This is a genomic window from Dinghuibacter sp. (assembly GCF_035492835.1).
GTDB lineage: Bacteria > Bacteroidota > Bacteroidia > Chitinophagales > Chitinophagaceae > Dinghuibacter.
On record NZ_DATJIY010000064.1, the window covers coordinates 21824 to 42092 of the forward strand.

At 59.3% G+C, this 20269-nt stretch carries 16 protein-coding genes; 12 read left to right on the forward strand and 4 right to left on the reverse strand.

Going from position 1 to position 20269, the window contains the following annotated elements:
• Window positions 1-16 precede the first annotated feature (16 nt).
• Window positions 17-922 carry an LD-carboxypeptidase gene (locus VL547_RS06135; RefSeq protein ID WP_325576315.1) on the reverse strand — a complete coding sequence of 302 codons (906 nt, stop codon included), beginning with the start codon at window positions 920-922 and terminating at the stop codon, window positions 17-19.
• A complete protein-coding gene (locus VL547_RS06140; protein ID WP_325576317.1) occupies window positions 919-1920 on the reverse strand; it encodes an LD-carboxypeptidase in 1002 nt (333 codons plus the stop codon). The genes VL547_RS06135 and VL547_RS06140 overlap by 4 nt, the downstream gene beginning before the upstream one ends.
• Window positions 1921-2007: 87 nt before the next feature.
• Here VL547_RS06140 and metG point away from each other — a divergent pair, with 87 nt between their 5' ends.
• The 6 genes from metG (at window position 2008) to VL547_RS06170 (ending at window position 10885) form a co-directional block, all read left to right on the forward strand.
• Window positions 2008-4104: a methionine--tRNA ligase gene (gene metG, locus VL547_RS06145; RefSeq protein ID WP_325576319.1), complete on the forward strand. Its 2097-nt coding sequence runs from the start codon at window positions 2008-2010 to the stop codon at window positions 4102-4104.
• 109 nt (window positions 4105-4213) lie between these two features.
• The gene (locus VL547_RS06150; protein WP_325576321.1) at window positions 4214-4594 is read left to right on the forward strand and encodes a hypothetical protein; all 381 of its coding nucleotides are present in this window, start codon (window positions 4214-4216) and stop codon (window positions 4592-4594) included.
• A gap of 75 nt (window positions 4595-4669) precedes the next feature.
• Window positions 4670-6076 (forward strand): TolC family protein, encoded by a 1407-nt coding sequence (locus VL547_RS06155; RefSeq protein WP_325576323.1) that lies wholly within the window; start codon window positions 4670-4672, stop codon window positions 6074-6076.
• An 8-nt stretch (window positions 6077-6084) separates the two neighbouring features.
• On the forward strand, window positions 6085-9300 hold the full coding sequence (locus tag VL547_RS06160) for an efflux RND transporter permease subunit (RefSeq protein ID WP_325576325.1): 3216 nt from the start codon (window positions 6085-6087) through the stop codon (window positions 9298-9300).
• 12 nt (window positions 9301-9312) lie between these two features.
• Window positions 9313-10407, forward strand: a complete 1095-nt coding sequence (locus tag VL547_RS06165) for an efflux RND transporter periplasmic adaptor subunit (protein ID WP_325576327.1) — start codon at window positions 9313-9315, stop codon at window positions 10405-10407.
• A gap of 10 nt (window positions 10408-10417) precedes the next feature.
• Window positions 10418-10885, forward strand: coding sequence for a hypothetical protein (locus tag VL547_RS06170; protein ID WP_325576329.1), 468 nt, complete (start codon window positions 10418-10420; stop codon window positions 10883-10885).
• A 47-nt stretch (window positions 10886-10932) separates the two neighbouring features.
• Here the strand turns inward: VL547_RS06170 and VL547_RS06175 are convergent, their stop codons facing one another.
• Together VL547_RS06175 and VL547_RS06180 are read right to left on the reverse strand one after the other, a co-directional pair.
• On the reverse strand, window positions 10933-12702 hold the full coding sequence (locus tag VL547_RS06175) for a cytochrome-c peroxidase (protein ID WP_325576331.1): 1770 nt from the start codon (window positions 12700-12702) through the stop codon (window positions 10933-10935).
• A gap of 26 nt (window positions 12703-12728) precedes the next feature.
• Window positions 12729-14093, reverse strand: a complete 1365-nt coding sequence (locus tag VL547_RS06180; RefSeq protein WP_325576333.1) for an alkaline phosphatase family protein — start codon at window positions 14091-14093, stop codon at window positions 12729-12731.
• A gap of 126 nt (window positions 14094-14219) precedes the next feature.
• Here VL547_RS06180 and VL547_RS06185 point away from each other — a divergent pair, with 126 nt between their 5' ends.
• The 6 genes from VL547_RS06185 to VL547_RS06210 all read left to right on the forward strand — a co-directional run bounded on the left by VL547_RS06185 (window position 14220) and on the right by VL547_RS06210 (window position 20253).
• Window positions 14220-15500, forward strand: coding sequence for an MgtC/SapB family protein (locus tag VL547_RS06185; RefSeq protein ID WP_325576335.1), 1281 nt, complete (start codon window positions 14220-14222; stop codon window positions 15498-15500).
• A 114-nt stretch (window positions 15501-15614) separates the two neighbouring features.
• Window positions 15615-16799: a porin gene (locus tag VL547_RS06190; RefSeq protein ID WP_325576337.1), complete on the forward strand. Its 1185-nt coding sequence runs from the start codon at window positions 15615-15617 to the stop codon at window positions 16797-16799.
• 31 nt (window positions 16800-16830) lie between these two features.
• The gene (locus VL547_RS06195; RefSeq protein WP_325576339.1) at window positions 16831-17763 is read left to right on the forward strand and encodes a PstS family phosphate ABC transporter substrate-binding protein; all 933 of its coding nucleotides are present in this window, start codon (window positions 16831-16833) and stop codon (window positions 17761-17763) included.
• Window positions 17760-18611, forward strand: a complete 852-nt coding sequence (gene pstC, locus VL547_RS06200; protein WP_325576341.1) for a phosphate ABC transporter permease subunit PstC — start codon at window positions 17760-17762, stop codon at window positions 18609-18611. Before VL547_RS06195 ends, pstC begins: the two co-directional genes overlap by 4 nt.
• Window positions 18611-19474 (forward strand): phosphate ABC transporter permease PstA, encoded by an 864-nt coding sequence (pstA, locus tag VL547_RS06205; RefSeq protein ID WP_325576343.1) that lies wholly within the window; start codon window positions 18611-18613, stop codon window positions 19472-19474. Before pstC ends, pstA begins: the two co-directional genes overlap by 1 nt.
• Window positions 19450-20253: a phosphate ABC transporter ATP-binding protein gene (locus tag VL547_RS06210; RefSeq protein WP_325576345.1), complete on the forward strand. Its 804-nt coding sequence runs from the start codon at window positions 19450-19452 to the stop codon at window positions 20251-20253. Before pstA ends, VL547_RS06210 begins: the two co-directional genes overlap by 25 nt.
• Window positions 20254-20269 lie beyond the last annotated feature (16 nt).

The following is a 20269-nucleotide window of genomic DNA, read 5'->3' on the forward strand; positions in this document are numbered from 1 at the left end:
GGCTAAAGATAGGGATTTATATTTCACCCAGGGTGACGCCCGCGTCCTGGATGTCCAGCCGGTAGCGGCCGCCGACCTTGAGCGCATAGTTGTCACCGTGATGGCTGGTGGGAAAACCAAAACAGACCGGATACCCATACGCGCCTACCTTTTCCAGGATCATTTCTTCCACGCTTTGTCCGAAGGGCACGACGGTGTCCTTGAGGTCGGTAAAACCGCCGACGACAAGCCCGGCCAGGGCTTCCAGCTTACCCGCCCGCTGGAGCTGGATCAGCATGCGGTCCAGGTTGTACCGGTATTCGCCTATGTCCTCGATGAACAGCAGGACGCCGTCGGTGGGGATGTCCGAGACCGATCCGACCAGGTGCGCCAGGAGGGTCAGGTTCCCGCCGACCAACAGTGCTTCCGCGCGGCCTTCCCGGTTGGCGGGGTGCGTCGCGACCGTGTAGGCGGCTTTTCCCCCTTCCAGGGCGGCTTTGAGCGACGCCACCGAGGCGCCCGCCGCGCCTTCGCCCTGGAAGGCGCCGGCCATCGGTGCGTGGAGGGATGCTGTCCCGCAAAAAGTATACAGATGGGCATGGAGGACGGTGACGTCGCTAAAGCCGATCACCCATTTGGGCGCCCGACGGAAGGCGGTAAAGTCGAGCCGGTCGATGATCCGGCTGGTCCCGTAGCCGCCCCGGCCGCAAAGGACTGCCTTTACCTCCGGGTCGTCAAGCATGGCCTGCAGGTCGTCCAGCCGCTCCTGGTCGGTCCCGGAAAAATAGTGCCAGGCGTGACCCAGGGTACGTCCTACGCGCACCCGGTATCCCCAGGCCTGGAGGGTGTCGATGCAATCCTGCGCCCTGGCGGCCTCCATCTGGCCCGCGGGGCAAACGATGCCGATGGTATCGCCCGGTTGGAGGTAGGGAGGGAATATCATGCGATGCTGGTTAACCGGACCCCGTCCCGTGACACATCGAGCTGGTGCATCTGTCCGCAACGCAGCGCGTAGTTATCCTTTTGGTGTCCGACCGGGAAGTCGAAACAAACGGGATAGGTAAAGTCCTTGGTGTGGAAGGTAACGATGTCGTAGTGGTTTTTGCCCATGGGCTCCTTGGGGTCGTCCATCATCCGGTTGAACCCGCCCACGATCAGGCCGCGGAGCTTTTGCAGCTTCCCGGTCCTCCGGAAACTCCAGAGCATCCGGTCGAGGTTGTAGTAGTATTCCTCCACGTCTTCGATGAAGAGGATCTTGTCGGTGGTGTCGATGTCCGATGCGGTGCCTGCCAGGTTTTCGAGGGTGCGCAGGTTCCCGCCGATGAGCTGGCCCTCGGTCCTGCCCGGCCGGTTCAGCGGGGAATAAGGGGCCAGGTAATTCATCTGTTCTCCCCTCAACGTTTTACCAATGGAGTCGATACAGTCCCTGATGATGGGTTCGGCTTTGTCGTAGACGTCAGGAAAGCTGTTGCACATCTTGCTGTGTATCGTCGCGATGCGACAGTTCCGGTGGACATGGGCGTGAATCACGGTGACGTCGCTGAAACCTATCAACCACTTCGGGGACGACTTGAAACGCGTAAAGTCCAGGCTGTCGATGATCCGCACCATCCCGTACCCGCCCCGGGCAAAGAGGATGGCCTGCAAGTCGGGGCTATCGAGCATGGTTTGTATGTCCTTGGTTCGCTCCTCGTCGGTGCCGCCGAACATGCCGTCTTTTTTCCCTATGGTGTCCCCGATCCGGACCTGGTAGCCCCAGCTTTGGAGCACGGCGATGGACGGCTGTATTTCCTTGAGGTCTATGGGGCCGGAACCGCAGGTGATGCCGATGGTGTCGCCGGTTTTCAGATAGGGGGGGACGGTGACGGGGTCGGGGTCTTTCCAGTCGGCGCCCAGCATAGCCAGGGGGAGCAGGCTACTCACGAAATCTTTGCGGTTCATGCGATAAAATTAGGGGAATCGCAGCGCTTTTGGCCTTTGGGCGTCACGGGCTTTTGGGACCCTCCGCACTTTTGGGTAACTTCGCGCATGGTTGAATTCAAGCGTTATCTGGTTACGGCCGCCCTACCGTATGCCAACGGCCCCGTTCACATCGGCCACCTGGCCGGCTGCTATCTACCCGCGGATATCTATGTCCGCTATCAACGCGCCCGCAAACAGGACATCAAGTTCATCTGCGGGAGCGACGAACACGGCGTACCCATCACCATCCGCGCCATGAGGGAAGGGATCACGCCCCAGCAGGTGGTGGATAAATACAACGCGATCATCAAAGACAGCTTTGCCCGGATGGGCATCTCCTTCGATATTTATTCCAGGACGTCGAACCCCGTTCACCACGAGACGGCCTCCGCTTTCTTTAAAAAATTGTACGACGACGGACTCTTCGAGGAAAAGGAAAGCGAGCAATACTACGACGAGGAGAAAAAGACCTTCCTGGCGGACCGCTACATCATCGGTACCTGTCCCGTTTGCGCTAACCCCAACGCCTATGGGGACCAGTGTGAACGGTGCGGTTCTTCACTCAGCCCCGACCAGTTGATCAACCCGCGCAGCGCCCTGAGCGACGCCACGCCGGTCCTGAAAAAAACAAAGCACTGGTACTTCCCGCTCCAGCAATACGAGCCCTGGCTGAAGGAATGGATCGTGGAGGGGAAAAAGGATGTCTGGAAAAACAACGTGTACGGCCAGTGCAAAAGCTGGCTGGACAGCGGGCTGCAGCCCCGGGCGATGACACGGGACAGCAACTGGGGGATAAAGGTGCCGCTGCCGGACGCGGAGGGGAAGGTGCTGTACGTGTGGTTCGACGCGCCCATCGGGTATATCAGCGCCACCAAGGAGCTCACGCCCGACTGGGCCGACTACTGGTGTAAAGGGGATACCAAGCTGGTGCACTTTATCGGGAAGGACAACATCGTTTTTCACTGCATCATATTCCCGAGCATGCTCAAGGCGCACGGCGGTTTTGTCCTGCCCGACAACGTCCCCGCCAACGAGTTCCTCAACATCGAGGGCGAGAAGGTGTCCACCAGCCGTAACTGGGCTGTCTGGGTCGACGAGTACCTGCGCGACTTCCCCGACGGCCAGGACGTGTTGCGCTACGTGCTTTGCGCAAACGCCCCCGAGACCAAGGACAACGATTTTACGTGGAAGGACTTCCAGACGCGCAACAACAGCGAACTGGTCGCCATATTCGGCAACTTCGTCAACCGGACTATGGTGATGATGCACAAGCTGTGCGGCGGTAAGGTGCCACCGCTCCACGCCGACGTCCTCGACGACGAGGACCGCGCCATGCTGGAGGCCCCGGCGCTGACCAGGACCCGCGTCGAAGCCGCGCTGGAGACCTACCGTTTCCGCGAGGCCCTGTCCGAGGTCATCGCCCTTTCGAGCGAAGGCAATAAATATCTGCAGAAAAAACAACCCTGGATCGTCGCCCGCGACCTCCCGACCGATCCGACCGCGCAGAAAAAGATCGACAACTGTCTGCACGTATGCCTCCAGCTGACCGCCAACCTTGCGATCCTGATCAACCCCTTCCTCCCCTTCTCCGCCCGCAAAATGAGTCATATGATGAAGACGGTGGATAAGATGCTGGAGTGGGAGAACGCGGGCAAAACGAAGTTGCTGTCCGTCGGCTACAGCCTTCGCCCCCCGGAGCTGCTCTTCGCCAAGATCGAGGACGCCCAGGTCGAGGCGCAGGTCGCGAAGCTCCGCGCGGGGCTCGTGGCATCCGCTGCCGCGACGGCCCCCGCCCCGGCCGCCCCCGCCGCACCGACACCACTCCCCGAGGTCAAATCCACGATCGTCTACGACGACTTTGCCAAGCTCGACCTGCGCGTCGGCAAGATCCTGACGGCCGAAAAGATGCCGAAGTCCGACAAGCTCCTCCGCTTCACCGTCGACCTCGGCGTCGAACAGCGGACGATCCTGTCCGGCGTGGCGAAGCATTTCGACCCGGCTGCGTTGATCGGCCAGCAGGTAACCGTCGTGGCCAACCTCGCCCCGCGCAAAATGATGGGCGTGGAAAGCCATGGGATGATCCTCATGGCCGAAGACCCGGGTGGCAAGCTCCACTTTATCAACCCCCAACTGGACATCGCCCCCGGCAGTACGATTTCGTAGGCCCCGGGCGGCTGGGAGAAAGGCCTACTACCAATGGTTATTTAACGTTTTGGATGGTGTAGCGCAAATGCATTTTTCCGCTATTTTTGGGGGTCTCCACTTTTTCCATATGAGGCATACCTGGAAATCGGTGTTTTTTCTTGCGGCGGTGTCGATCCTCTCGGCCCTCGCCTATGGGAGGCTTTTTACCGAGGCGCCGGTTGTCAATCATGGCACCTACGATGTCAGCGGCTGGGGCTATCCCGGCCAACCGACGGCGCTACAGGAGGCAAAGGTCACGCACAAACATGGCTCGGCTACCATGTTCCGTTATTACAAGCGGTACATGGAAAGGGGAGGACTTACCTACTGCCTGCCGGCAAACCCGGTCTGTGAGCTCCCGGTAGCGGTTCCCTCCGACCGTCCGGTCTTTTATCCCATCCATGCTGTCAGCTGCGTTCAAAACCAGGCGCGATACGGTATTTTCAGGGGCCCTCCCTGCCTGGGCTGATACCCCAATTAGCCGTTAACGTAATTCATCACGAAATGGAAGCCCGATAGGGCTTCAGGTAAGTCTTTTTCCCTCATGACTAAACAAGATTGGGCGCACCCAAGGGGGTGTGCGACACGCGTGCTTTTGTACGCGCTCCTGGTCGTGCCTGCCAGCGGACAGGCCCAGGTATTGTCCTTAAAAGAAGCGATAGGCCGGACATTGAGCGAATACCCTTTGATCCGACAACGCCAGGCCGAAATAGAAAACAGCGAGGCTGGCGTCACCCTCGCCAAAGACCAGCGCCTGCCGTCATTGACCCTTCAGGAGCAGTGGACCGCGGGAACCAACAATTCCGTCAACAGCGCCTATTTCGGTATGGGCATCGTGCCCTCGACCGTGGGCGGCGTGGCTACAACCAACGTCTGGCAGGCGAACTCGGGGAACGTAGCGACGACCTTCCTCCAATGGAACGTCTATCGCTTCGGTTACTACAACGCGCTCGAGCGCCAGGCGCTGACCGACCTCGAAGCCACCAGGACGGGTCTCGACCGGGATAAATACCTGTTGACGATGGAGGTAGCGGGCCTGTATCTGGATGCATTGAAAAAAGCCCGGCTGGTGGAAGTGGAGAGGGATAACGTCTCCCGTAACGAAGCCATCCTCGTGGCCATCCGAGCCATCGCCGCCGGAGGTCTCCGGCCAGGGGTTGACAGCGTTACCGCCGCCGCCCAATTTGCCGATGCGCTGCTCGCCTTCGAACAGGCGCAGAGCGACCTCACGTCGGATAAGATAGCGCTTTCCCGGTTTACCGGTCTGGACACCGCGGGGGTTACGCCCGATACGCTCCTGCCCGAACACTTGCAGACCGTCTCTGCGGGATTGCTCCAACCGGTAGAAAACGTGCCGGTCACCCACCCGCTGCTGGCGGGTTACCAGGCGCGATACAGGGCAACCGTGGCGGAAAACAAGACCATAGCGAGGGAATACCTCCCAACCGTCGGGCTGGAGGCGGCGGGCTGGTCCCGCAGTTCCAGCGTCGGCCCCGACGGGGCTTATGGCGACTTTGCCGATGGGTTCGGCTATCAACGCTATAGCTACCTGGTGGGCTTATCCATCACCTACAACGTGTTCGATATCAAGAAACGCCACGACCGGTTGAAGGCGGGCGGATTTGCGGCGGAGGCCAGCAAGGACGCCCTGGCCGACGAACAGTTGGCCCTGGACAAGGACATCCAACTGGCCAGCGCCTCCTATGCCACTGCGGTCCGGCAGCTCCAGGATCTGCGTGTGCAACGCGCGGCGGCGCTCGAGGCCTATGGTCAACAGCTGGCGTTGTACAAGGGTGGAATGGCAACGCTGATCGACGTGACCAACGCCCTCTATGTGCTCAGGCGCAGTGAGACGAGCTATGTCATCACCCAGGATCAACTCTTGCAACTCCTCAGCGTCAAGGCCGGCCTCGGCAATCGCCTCGACGCCTTTATCGACAATCTAAACTGACACGATCCATGAGTCTTGTATCCAGCTCGCTCAGGAGGCCGGTGACGTCCCTGGTAATAGTCGGGGCCGTCTTCTTAAGCTCCTTCCTGGCGATAAGAACCATACCGATAGACATATTCCCCAACCTGAACCTCCCCACGATCTATGTCATCCAGCCGTATGGCGGGATGACACCCCAGCAGATGGAGGGTTTTTTCGCGACGCGGCTGCTCAACCAGTTCCTGTTCGTGAACGGCATCAAATCCATCAGCAGCCGGAATATCCAGGGGTTGACGGTGCTAAAGTTGATGTTCTTCGACAACACCAACATGGCGGAGGCTTCCGCGCAGGTCGGTTGGAACCTTGACCGGGCGATGAAGTTCTTCCCGCCTGGCGCGGTGCCCCCGCAAATCCTCCGTTTCGACGCATCGTCGCTGCCCGTGGGCTCGTTGGTTTTCACCAGCGAAACGGAGTCCATGGGGCAGATCAACGACCTGGTTTCGACCCGTATCCGTCCGATGTTTTCCACCGTGCCCGGTCTATCCGCCCCTCCCCCGATCGGGTCCAACGAGCGGACAATCACGCTCAACATCGACCCCGATAAGCTGAGGAGCCATAACCTCGACCCGGAACAGGTCGTGGCGGCCCTGGCGAAGAACAATCGGATTGCGCCTTCCGGGAACATCATGATCGGGAACGGCGTGTACCTGACGACCGTGAATTCGCTGGCAAAAAACGTCTCGGACTTTGCCGACATTCCAATCAATTCCGACAGTATCAATACTGTCCGCATAGGAGACGTCGGTACGGTCCAGGACGACATGGACTGGACGACCGGGTATGCGCTGATCAACGGGAAACGGTCGGTGTATATGGCCGTCGTGAAAACCCAGGACGCCTCCACGTGGGAGGTCGTCCAGGGGTTGAAGGCGAAGATACCCTCCATGCAGGCCCTCCTGCCGGACGACGTGCATATCTCCTATGTATTCGACCAGTCGGTTTTTGTCATCAATGCCGTCAAAAGCCTGGTGTCCGAAGGTGTAATAGGCGCCCTCCTTACCGGGTTAATGGTACTGTTGTTCCTGCGGGACTGGCGAAGCTGCGTGGTGGTCGTCGTCACCATCCCGGTGTCCATCCTGAGTGCGGTTCTCTGTCTGAAACTGGCGGGGCAAACAATCAACATCATGACCCTTAGCGGCCTGGCGCTGGCCATCGGCATCCTGGTGGACCAGGCTACCGTTACCATCGAGAACATCCACCAACACCTGGAAATGGGGAAACCCAAGCGGAACGCGATTTACGACGCTTGCGCGGAAGTAGCCTTTCCCCTGCTGCTGATCCTCCTATGTATCATTGCCGTGTTCGCACCTTCCTTCGTGATGCAGGGGGTTCCCAGGGCGCTGTTCCTTCCCCTGTCATTGTCCATAGGGTTTGCGATGATCGTATCCTATATCCTCGCGCAGACCCTGGTCCCGATACTGTCAAACGGACTGTTGAAGGCGGAGAGGTACCAGTATCACCACGGGAAACCGCACGCCAGGGCCGCCCAGGCGATGGACGAGGATGAAACCCGGCAGGTCAATACCCACCTCGAACACCAGGTAAAGGAACCGGAGAAGAACGACTTTTTCGAACGGCTCAAGCTGCGATTTCTGGGCCTGTTGAACAGGGTCATCCCCCACAGTCCACGGAACGTCATACTTTACCTGGTCCCCGTGCTTGGCCTGGCGGCCCTGTGCTTTCTCTGGATCGGAAAGGACCTGCTCCCCAAGACAAATACGGGACAGTACCAGCTGAAGCTGAAGCTCCCCGACGGTACCCGCGTGGAGCGCACCGAGGACATGGTTCACCATGTGATCGGTATCCTGGACACGCTTACGCACGATCATATCTCCGTCACATCCGCGTATGCCGGCACTATCCCGAGCAACTTCGCGACCACCAACCTGTACATCGAGAACAATGGTCCTCAGGAGGCGACCTTGCAGTTCGCCGTAGATGAACGCTATAAGCCGGACAAGGACGCTTTCCAGGAGGCTGTCCGGGAGACGGTAGCAAGGGATTTCCCTGAGGTACGGTTGGACTTCGAGCCGATCGAGCTGACGGAGAAGATCATGAGCCAGGGCGCTGCGACGCCGATAGAGGTACAAGTGGCGGGTAAGGACATGGATTCGATCACTGTTTACGCGAGGCGGTTGTTGTCCGGTATGCAGCGGATACCCTTTCTCCGGGACGTCCATATCAAGCAGCCGTTGCATTTTCCGGCGATCAATATTACGATCGACCGTACAAAGGTCGCCGAAATGGGTCTGAACATCGACGACGTCATCAACTCGGTGACGGCGATCACCGCCACGAGCCGGTTCACGGAGAAGAACCTCTGGCTGGACGAGAAGGGCGCATTTACCTGGCAGGCGCAGGTACAGATGCCCCAGTACGCGTTACGCGATCTGGACGACCTGAAGGAAATCCCCTTGAGACCGGGACACAGTTCGGTGGTTCTCCAGGACGTCGCCACCTTCCGGATCGACACCAGTGCCGGGGAATATGACCGGGTGGGTCCCCTGCGTTACCTGACCGTCGGCGCCAACCTGTACAAGGCGGACCTCCAGCGGGCCACCGACCGCGTGCAGTCGTCGATCGTGTCGTTGGGAGCATTGCCGAAAGGGCTGTCGATAACGGTCCAAGGCATGTCCGGGCTCCTGACTGAAACCCTGGGCAGCCTGCAAAGCGGCCTCGTCTTCGCGATTATCGTCATTTTCTTGTTGCTCGCTGCCAACTTCCAGTCCTTCCGCCTTTCGCTGGTCGTGCTGTCCACTGTGCCCGCGGTATTACTGGGCGCCTTGCTGCTCTTGCTGGCCACGGGTTCTACGCTGAACCTCCAATCCTATATGGGGATCATCATGTCTGTGGGTGTCTCCGTCGCCAACGCGATCCTGATTGTTACCAACGCCGAGACCCTACGGAGGGATTATGGAGGTGACGCACGAAGAGCCGCCGCCGTCGCTGCCTCTATACGTCTCCGGCCGATCCTGATGACCTCCCTGGCCATGATAGCGGGAATGATCCCGATGGCCAGCGGCATGGGCGAAGCGGGCGACCAGACCGCGCCACTCGGCCGCGCCGTGATCGGGGGACTGATCGCGTCCACGATCGCGGCGCTGCTGATCGTACCCCAGTGTTATGCCTGGGCTCAACGCCGGGCCGCGCTAAAAGACCCATCTCTTTTACCTGATACAATTTAAAGCATATCGACAATGAATACTGTACGTTCTATAGTATGGCTTGCGCTCGCGGCGATCGCCGTCGAGTCGTGCAATCCCGCCGCAAGCGAGACGCCCGTGGCGCCCGCGGCAATCCGCCCCAGCTTCCGGTTTATGTCGCTGTACGCTCACCCGTCCGGCAGCCAGGTCCGTCTGCCGGGCCTGTTGCTGCCCTTCGAGTCGGTGCAGATTTTCCCGAAAGTCAACGGTTTCGTGAAGTCTGTCCGTGTGGATCGTGGCTCGGAGGTTTCCGGCAGTGCTGTTTTGCTGGAGCTGGAAGCTCCGGAAATGGAGGACAAGATCGCCTCGGCGAAATTGTCGTATGTCCAGGCCCACGCGGGCTACCTGGCCAGTAAGGACAAATACGACCGGATGCGGGTCATCAGCCGCACCCCGGGAACGGTGTCCGATTACGACCTGGAGGCAGCACGGGACAAGATGACGGCCGACAGCGCCCTGGCCGAGGGCGCTATGGCCGAATACAAAGCGCAGCAGGACTTGTACCGCTACCTTACGGTCACGGCTCCTTTTGCCGGAGTCATCTCGGAACGGAATGTTCATCCCGGCGCCCTGGTTGGCCCCGGCGTGCAAGGCGCCAAACCCATGCTGGTGCTCCAACGGCAAGACCTGCTTAGGCTGCTCGTAAACATCCCGGAGCAATATACCGCCCAGCTGTCGCGGACGGGCAAGGTTCATTTCACAGTCAACGCGCTGCCTGGTCAGGAATTTACCGCGGCTATTTCCCGGGCGTCGGGTGCACTCAACGACGCTTATCGTTCCGAGGCGATCGAATTGGATGTGCCGAATCGCGGCGGCGTCTTCAAGCCCGGCATGTACGCGGAAGTGGAGCTGCCCGTCAGCGGGAATGCCCGTGCATTCATGGTGCCTAAGGCGTCTGTGGTGACCACCACGGAGCATAAGTATGTCGTGTTGAACCAGGACGGCAAGGCCCGCTGGATAGACGTCACCCTGGGCAACGACCATGGGGATTCGACCGAGGTTTTCGGCGACCTCCGTGCCGGTGACGGTTTGCTCTTGCATGCCGATTATACCATCAACGAAGGATCCATTATATCTAATCACCAGTAAAAAGCAAGAAATGAAAAGAATAATCATCATCGCGATCGTGCTGTCGCTGTCCCTGCTCCACGTCGCCGCACAGGCTTCCACCGATGTTCCACAGGCCGTCGGGCACGCCTTCGGCACAAGGTATCCCAATTGTCAGCCACATTGGGAAAAGACTAACGCCGGTTTCATTGCCTCGTTCAAGACCGATCATCTTGCCAGGAGGGCATATTATACACCGGGTGGCGACTGGATACGTACCGAGACTCATATCCGACAAATGCGGGGCCTTCCCGCCGCTGTCCGGAAGGGTTTCCACGAGAGCGCTTATGTCGCCTGGTCTGTGGACAGCATGTTTGACCAGGTTGGACAGGATGGCCATACCTATGTCATAAAAGTCAGCAGGGTCGTGGATGACCGTGTGGGGGCACTCCTGCAGGCGTATTGCCTGCTCTATTTTTCACCCCAGGGGACGCTCACCAGAGCGGAGAACGTTCCTTAGCATCGTACGACGTTCGGGCGCTCCGCCACCGGCGGAGCGCCCGCGTTTTACCGGCTGTTCAGGCTTTCCAGGAACCGGATCAACGCCTTTTTATCGCCGGCCGTCAAACGTAGTGAATCCGCGGGCAACGTTTGATTGTCCAGTCTTTCACCTTCCCCGCGCCCACCGCCGTCGTTATAGAAGTCGACGACCTCCGCCAGCGTTGAAAAGACCCCATTGTGCATATACGGCGCCGTACGGCCCGCTTCCCGTACCGTCGGAGTCTTAAAAGCATGACGCAGGAACGAAGCCGGCAGTATCCCGAATTGCCCCGGATCGGGGTCGACAACGCCCGCTCCACGGGACGCCGGCACGCCGATAACCTCTGCCTCTATCCGGTCGTACATCGGCGGGAAGTTCCCGTTGAACAAAGGTATATAATGACAGGTCCCGCACCGCGCCTTCCCCATAAACAGGTTGAAGCCCCGGATCTCCATGGTGTCAAGCGCCCCCGGCTCCCCCCGCATATAATCGTCAAAACGGCTGTCCAATCGCACGAGGCTGCGGACATACGCCGCCAAGGCGCTGACGATGCCAGTGGTGTCGGGCGCGCCCGTGGCGAAGGCGCCGTTGAAAAGCCGCCGGTAAGCGGTGTCCCCCGCGAAATGACCCATGGCCCGGGACAATGAGCCGCGCATTTCGAGCGAATTGTGCAGTACGTCTTCGATCTGGTCCTCGAGCGAAGACGCGCGCAGGTCATAGAACAACGCAGGCTGGAGCGCGGCGTTCAACAGGGTAGGCGTGTTGCGGGCGAGCGGATCGTGGCTATCCAGGATGGTGTTACGTACCAGGCCGTCCGTAAATGCCTGTTCGGGCTGGTGGCAGGAGCCGCAGCTCCGTGTGCCCGTCGCCGAAAGCGAAGGGTCATAGAATAGCTTTCTGCCGAGAGCCACCAGCGCCGCGCCGGTCGGTACGCCGCCCTCCGGAAGGTATGCGTCGGGGTTGAAAGCGTCCCGGTCGAACAGGGTGGAAACGTCTTGCCGCAACAGGCGGTTATACCGTATGACAGGTATGTTCAGGCTGGAAACCGCCTTTGTGATAGCCGTAGTCAGGGGATTGGCGTAGTCCGTTACAAAGGCTGCCCTGTCAAACGTATCGAATCCGGTATGTCCCGATAAATAGTCGATCGCCGGGTCGGTGATGCTCCCGAGTCCATAGGCGCCCATCGCATCCCGAACCCCCTTCAATGCTTCCGCCGATTCCCGCATGCTGCGCAAAGTCAGCGGGTCGTCGAACCCCGTAACCCCCAGCGACATCACCCGGAAGACCTCCAGCTTGGCCGCGTCGAAAACTTGTCCCGGCAGTAAACCCACACCACCGAAATACCTCAGGTACCAGCCGTCGGTCACCCGGATGCGTCGCAACAGGTCGAGCAGCTCCTGCCGCCTGGCGGTATCGTATCGGGGGAACAACAAACCTTCGATCACCTGTAGGCCTTCGGGTGTCACCACCCTGAAGCGTCCGGGGTTGCCGCCTTCCGGGGTCGGATCGGCCTGGATGACCGGGTCCGTCTCCGGTACCGGCTCGCCGTTCAATTGGCGGGCGAGCAGCGGGTTCCAGTATTCCGCGGCCCATTCCCAGCGTTTATACGTTAACCGCGCTTCGAGAAAAAGGCGCTGTACTTCGTCCTGGCCGGCGCCGTTCCCGACCGCGGTAACGAAGCGCCGTTCGACCAGGCTGTCGAATGCCGCCACCTGGCTGCTCAACAAACGGGCGACCGACACTTCCGGCGGCGCCGGCCGGGAAGGATAAAATCCCAGTGCGGCGAAAACCGCCACCAACCCTATGTACAGACACGGGCGAATCACGGCCGCTGGGAAAAGTCAAAGGCGTTTTCGAGCGGGTGTGCCTGTGCATCGCGACCGTTGAGGGGTTCCAGCCCCCACCTCTTCTCGATAAAGGCCAGTATGCTGACCGTCTCATAAGTCGTATGATCGACGAACCCCTTTTTGGCGAACGGGGATATGATGATGGCCGGAATACGCGTACCCGGCCCCCATTTGTCGATTACCGGCGGCGGCACATGGTCCCAGAAACCGCCGTTCTCGTCATAGGTAAGGATGATGACGGCGTCTTTACCGTCGGGGCCGTTCAAAACGGCGTTGATCAGGTCCACCGCGTGGGACTCCGAGTGAAAGACGTCCGAGCTCCCCGGATGTTCGTCTTCCAGTCCGCTCGGCTTTACGAAACTGACGCTCGGAAGGGTACCCGCCCTGGCCGCCGTCAGGAATTCCGTCTCATCCCTGAGGTGCTCTTTTTTGGCCTCCGTCCCATCCGCGTATTTCGCATAGTACATGAAAGGCTGGTGATGATAAGCGAATTGCGCGTCCGGGTAGCCCGCCAGGGCGCTGTCCCATCCGCCCGCGTACCATACCCAGCTGATGCCCTTAGCGGATAACCGGTCCCCGATCGTCGGGTTGGTCTGGTTGGGGATCAGCAGCTCCCGGGGCGTCTTATCCGGGCGGGGCTCGTTCACCGAATAGCTGGTATTTACCACATATCCATCGGGCGTCACCGTGCCGTCCTTTATCAACCGGCCGGTAGAATCCATCTTCGCGCGCATCCGCTCCGGCGCGTCCGGATAGACCGGTGTAGCTGCCGCGATCAGCCACTGGTGGTTCAGGAAAGAACCGCCAAAGACGCTGTGGAAGAAATGGTCGCAAAGCGTATACTTATGGGCGACGGCCGCCAGTGGAATCAGGTTCGTCTGGTAGTAACCCATCGCCAGCCCCCGGCTGTTGTTATAGGCAGCGAACTTATCCATTTTCCCGGAATCGATCTGGAGCTGCTCCTGGTACCACCGGTGCAGAACGTCCGGCGTCTCTTTGTCGGAGGGAACATACTGATCGATGTTGAAATAGCTATTCGGCAGGTTCGTCGGAAAGGCGTTGCTCCCCGGCACGGGGGGAAGGTCGGTGTACGGCTTGCCCTCTTTATCCACCTGCGTTACTTTGCCCGCGGACGACAACCCGTCCGCCCCCTCGAATTGGCCGTATAAGTTGTCGAAGCTGTGGTTCTCCATATAAATTACCACCACGTGCCCTACCTTACCGATCCCCGTGGCGGAAACCGTTTTGGCGGCGGCTTTTCGCTGTACATGACACGCCGCCACGATCACCGCGACGCCGATGACGCCCTTTTCCAGGCCGTGATTCCATCCTCTTGCCATATACTCCTTTTTTGTGAAGCTGGAAAGGTAATATAAAATCCGTTTTCTGGTGATGTAGGGAGGATGTCGGTATGTCCCGGTCGGGAAACAAGCATTATTTTTGTGCTCTTACCCGAAAAGCATCCAGTGCCAACCTTAGACCATACGTTTCCCGCGGCGCCCATCGCGCTGAAAATGGCGGTGTCCGTCGGGATCGGCATGCTCGTCGGGCTGGAGAGGGAGTGGTCGAGCAAAGATGTCGGAGTCAGGACATTCTCCATCGTGTCGCTATTGGGCATGCTGGCAAGTCTCGCGGGCGAGAATTTTGTCATCGCGGGATTGGTCGGCGTTTTCCTTTTAGTGGCCGCGGCCAATACCCGTAGCATATTGACCGATCGTTCGCTGGAAATCACCACGTCGGCCGCCCTGATGGTCATATACCTCCTGGGGGTGCTCGTAGGCATGGGGCATATTTTCACGCCCGTGGCCGGCGCCGTTATCGTTACCATGTTGCTTGCATGGAAGTCCGAATTGAACCGGTTCGCCGGCGGTTTGCACCCTTCCGAAGTGCGGAGCGCGGTACTCATGGGGCTGATCGGTTTTGTCATATACCCGATCCTGCCCGACCGCTATATCGACCCCTGGCAACTTTTCAACCCATCTGACGCCTGGCTGAGCATCATCGCCATTGCCGGTATCGGCTTTCTGAACTACGTACTGCTGCGGGTTTACAGCACCCGTGGTCTTTACCTCGGCGCCATTTTCGGCGGGCTCGTCAACAGCAGCGCCGCCGTTGCCGAGGTCAGCGCCCGCATACAGGGTGTGTCGATGGCCTCCAGGGCTACCGTCCTTTGTCTTCTTGCGACGATCGCCATGTGTGTCCGTAACCTGGTATTGGCTACCCTTTTTGCTCCATCCTCGCTTGCGGCTACGCTGTTGCCGCTGATCGCCATGGCGCTCGTTACCGGGTTATGGATAGGGTTGGACCTCCGCCGCCAGGGCAACGTCCCCGAGGAGCCGGCCACCCTGGCGCTGGATTCCCCCATCTCCTTGTCCAAGATCCTGCGGTTCGGTTTGCTGTTTATCGCCATACAGGTCTCCGGAACGCTGCTGACCAAAGCGTTTGGTGGTAACGGACTACTGGCGACCAGCGCTTTTGGCGGTCTCGTCAGCAGCGCCAGCACGACCGCCGCCGCTGCCACGATGGCCCGGCACGGGAGTATCAGCCCTTCCCTGGCTGGGAGCGCCACCGTCGTGGCCTCTCTTGCCAGCGCGCTCGTCAATCTCCCGATCGTCTGGAGGGCGGTCAAGGACAAGCGTATCGTCCGCCGGCTGACGTGGGAAATGACGACCATTATCGCCGCTGGTATTGCCGCCGTCCTTGTCGATCGCTCATTTGGCATTTCCGAGCGGCTTATGCATCCGTAGGCCGGCGGTTGCGAACGCCCGTTTGTGGTGAAAATAAATTTTGGTCGATCAAATTACCCTACTATTTTTGTGGACTTATTTTGTCTATAAAATAAGTAGACTAAAAACCATGCAATGAAACTTATACTGACTGCTCTATTTTTTATTATAGCCGCCGTGACGGCTGCGCAGACCAATAACGACGTGCTGAATTTGCTCGTGCGTAAGGGGACGATCACCAAGGGTGAGGCGGATTCACTTCGCAAAAGCTACCGGGAGCAGCAACAACGGATCGACGACCGGCTGGATTCCTTCCCGTTGAAACTCGCGCGGAACCTCGACCTGAGCGGCTATACCCAGGTGACTTACCAGAATTTCCAGCAAAGCGGGAAAACCAATGGCTTCGCCATCAAACGGGCCAGGCTGGACTTCCAAGGTCATTTTTCGAGCAAATTCGACTACCGGCTGCTCGTGGACTTCGTAGGCAACAGCGGCGCCAACGGTAGCGCTCCGACAGGCGGCGCACTGATTTCTCCCATGCTGGTTGAAGGCTTCCTCGTCTATAAGCCGTTTTCGTTCCTGAATATCAAGGCCGGACAAATGATTGTCGCTTTCTCGCAGGAGAACATGACCCAGGACCGTAATCTCGATTTGATCGAGCGATCCCAGGTGGTCAACGCCCTGGTCGGCCGGAAAGGCGACTCCGGAAACGGTTTGGTGGACTCGCTCGGGAATGAGAACGGACGGGATATCGGCATACAGGTCGGGGGCAGTATCATCCCCATCAAGGACTACCACCTGATCGACTATACCTTCCAGGTGCTGAACGGGGCGGGGATCAATACCCTTGACAACAATAATTCCAAGGACATCGATGCGCGGTTGATATTTCACCCCGTAAAGGCAGTGAGCTTCGGGGGCAGCTATTACAACGGTTACGACAAATTCACCTCGAACCTGAACAAGAGCCAGGAAAGGGTCCGCTGGGGCGCCGAGGCTGCCCTGAGCCTGGATAACCTTTCGGTCAAAACGGAATACATCCGAGGTCAGGAAGGGAATTCCGACCCCACCAGGCATGATGGATGGTACGCCCAGGCGGGTTACTTTTTCCTGCACCATCACCTCCAGCCGGTCTTCCGGTACGATGTATACAACGCCAATATCGATAAGGACGGCCTCACGACGCGGTATTACGACCTCGGTCTGAATTATTATTTCAACGTGTGGACAAAAGTACAGCTATACTACAGCGCCAGAGAGGAACAAAACGCGCACGTGGCCAACAACATGTTCGAAGCACAATTCCAACTGGCGTTTTAAAGTTTTAAAAAGGCGTCTTAAAAATTAAACCATGCGACACTCAACGACATTAATACTCGCCGTGGCTGCAACGCTGGCGGTCTCGGGCTGCGGCTCCGGTAAAGAACAGAAGTCAATCAGCATCTCCGGCGCGTTCGCGCTCTATCCCCTCACGGTAAAGTGGGCGGATGAATATAAAAAGGCGCATCCCGACGTCAAGATCGACGTACAGGCGGGGGGCGCCGGGAAGGGTATCACCGACGTCCTGAGCGGGGTGACGGATATCGGCTTGGTTTCGCGTGCGCTTTCCCCGGACGAGATCCAAAAGGGCGCTACGCCGTTCTCCGTTACCCGCGACGCGGTCGTGCCGACCATCAGCGCCACGAACCCGCTCGTCAAGGACATCCAGGCCACCGGGGTTAAAAAGGAGAACTTCTACGGCATATTTATCAGCGGCGACGTAAAATCCTGGTCCCAGCTGGGTTTCACCAGCAAGGACCCCATCCATGTCTATACGCGTTCGGACGCCGCGGGCGCGGCGGAGACCTGGGCGGCCTATCTGGGCAAAAAGCAACAGGACCTTAAGGGGACCGCGGTCTTTGGCGATCCGGGGCTCGCGCAGGCCGTCCAGAAGGACCCGGATGGGATCGGGTTCAACAACATCGCCTTTGTCTATGACCCGGCGACCAAGCAGCCGTCGGCAGGGGTCGTACCGGTGCCCCTCGACCTGAATGGGAACGGGCATATCGACCCGGACGAGGCGGTGTACGCCACGCTCGATCAGGTCACAGCGGCCATCGCTGCGGGTAAATACCCCTCTCCACCGGCCCGGGAACTGTACTTTGTCACCAAGGGCGCACCCAACCCGGTGGTTACGGACTTTATAAAATACGCGTTGACGGAGGGTCAAAAAGACGTCACGGCCTCGGGATATATCCTGCTGGCGCCCGAAAAGATCACCGAAGGATTGAATAAACTTAAATGACCTGGAGACGTTGGAAGGATAAGGCCAGCGGGGGCTTGTTCGCCCTGCTTACGGCGGTGGCGGTGTTGATCGTCGTGCTGATCGGCGGCGGTCTGTGGTGGAAGGCAAGACCCATTACCCGGACCCACTCGATCGGGCAGTTGTTGTTCTCGTCGACCTGGAACCCTTTCGACGGGCGCTTTGGATTTTGGGGTTATATCGCCGGGTCGCTGACCGTGACGGGTCTTGCGATCGTTATCGCGCTCCCGGTATCGGTCCTGGCGGCGGTGTACCTGTCCGAGTTCGCCCCCGTCCGCCTGCGTAAATGGCTGCTGCCGTTTATAGACCTTTTGAGCGGTATCCCCCCGATCATCTACGGGGTCTGGGGTGTACTGACAGTGGTTCCGGTGGCCGGTTATACCGCGCTGTCCGGGGGCGTCGTCCTGGCCGTAATGATCTTTCCCCTCCTGATCAGCATTTTACTGGACGTCTTCCGCACGGTGCCCGAAGGGTTGAAAGACGCCTCCCTCAGCCTGGGCGCCAACGACTGGGAAACGGTGCGGAAGGTGCTCCTGGCCAAGTCGAAGTCCGGTATCCTGGCCGCGACCATACTGGCCGTGTCGCGGGCGCTCGGCGAAACCATCGCCGTGTTGATGGTCTGCGGCAACGTAGCCACGCCGCCGCATTCCCTGTTGGACCCGGTATACCCACTACCCGCCCTGATCGCCAACAACTACGGCGACATGCTGTCGATCCCCCTGTACGACTCGGCGCTGATGCTGGCGGCCCTGGTGCTTTTTGGGATTATCTTTGTTTTCAATGCCATATCGAGGCTGGTCCTGCACCGCCTGGAAAGGAGGAACTACTGATGCCGGCGACCTATCATACACGCAAAAGACGCCTCGAGGCCCGGGTTTTCCGGGTGCTCATGCTGGCGTCCGTGCTCGTTATCGCTGCCTCGCTGGGCGCCATCCTGTGGAGCATCGTATCCAAGGGCATCCGTTCGCTGAACTGGGAGATGATCACGCAGGTGCCCGGCGGCGGGTTCTACATCGGGAAGGGCGGCGGTATCCTGAACGCCATCCTCGGCTCCCTATACATCAGCCTGGGGTCGGTCGTCCTGGGTCTTGGCATCAGCGTGCCGGCCGTATTGTACCTGAACGCCTACAGCCGTCAAAAGACGTGGTTCGCCGGCCTGGCGCGCCTCGTCTTCGATGTATTGTTTGGAATCCCATCCATCGTCTATGGCGCGTTCGGGTTTACCGTCATGGTCGTCCTCGGGTTGAAAACGTCCCTGCTGGCGGGTATCGTTACGGTTACGCTGATGATCGTGCCCATCCTGGCCAGGGCCATGGATGAGGTGGTCAGGCTGGCGCCCCCGGAATTGTCCGACGCGACGTATTCTTTGGGCGCCACGCGCTGGGAAACCGCGCAGGTGCTCCTCAGACAGTCGCTACCCGGTATCCTGACGGCGATCCTGCTGGCGTTTGGCAGGGCGATCGGCGACGCGGCGACGGTCCTGTTTACCGCGGGGTATACCGATAGCGTTCCGACATCGCTGAACCAGCCCGCGGCCACGCTGCCGCTGGCGATCTTCTTCCAGTTGTCCAGCCCGATGGCGGCGGTCCAGAACCGCGCCTACGCGGCAGCGATCATCCTCACCGTTATCGTGCTGGCGATAAGCTTAACCGGTAAATTCTTGCAACAATGGCTGTCCAGACATCGAATATAGCGACCCCCGTGGCGGCGCCCAAGGCCACTCCGCACGTAAGCGTCCGGAACCTGAGCGTACAGATCGGGGACCGTCCCATCCTGAAGAACATATCTATCGATATACCCGACAAGGGCATCACCTCTTTCATAGGCCCCTCCGGTTGCGGTAAGACCACCCTGCTTCGGGCGCTCAACCGCCTGCTGGACCGGCAGCCCGACACGAAGGTGAGCGGCCAGGTCCTGGTCGACGGCGTCGATATTTACGGTCGCGACATAGAAGTCACCGAAATGCGGCAGAAGATGGGCTTGCTCTCGCAGCGGCCTTTCCCGCTGCCGATGAGCATCTATGACAATATTGCCTACGGGCCGCGTATCCATGGCGTCCGCAAAAGACGCGACCTGGACCAGATCGTCGAGCACTACCTCCGGGAAACGGCGCTTTGGGACGAGGTCAAGGACCGGTTGAAGGCGTCGCCGGGGAGCCTGTCGATCGGCCAGCAACAACGTCTTTGCCTGGCCCGCGGGTTGGCGGTGGAGCCGGAGATCATATTGGGGGACGAGCCCACCAGCGCCCTCGATCCGGTGTCGACGCAACGGATCGAGGAATTGTTCCTCCGCCTGAAGAACCGGTATACGATGATCCTGGTCACCCACATCCTTCGTCAGGCCCGGCGGCTCTCTGACACGATCGTTTTTTTGTACATGGGCGAGATCATCGAATACGGTCCGGCAGAGGAGCTGCTGCTCCATCCAAGGGAGAGCCTGACCAGGGAGTATGTCAAGGGGTTTATCAGTTGAAAATTGTACCTTCCCT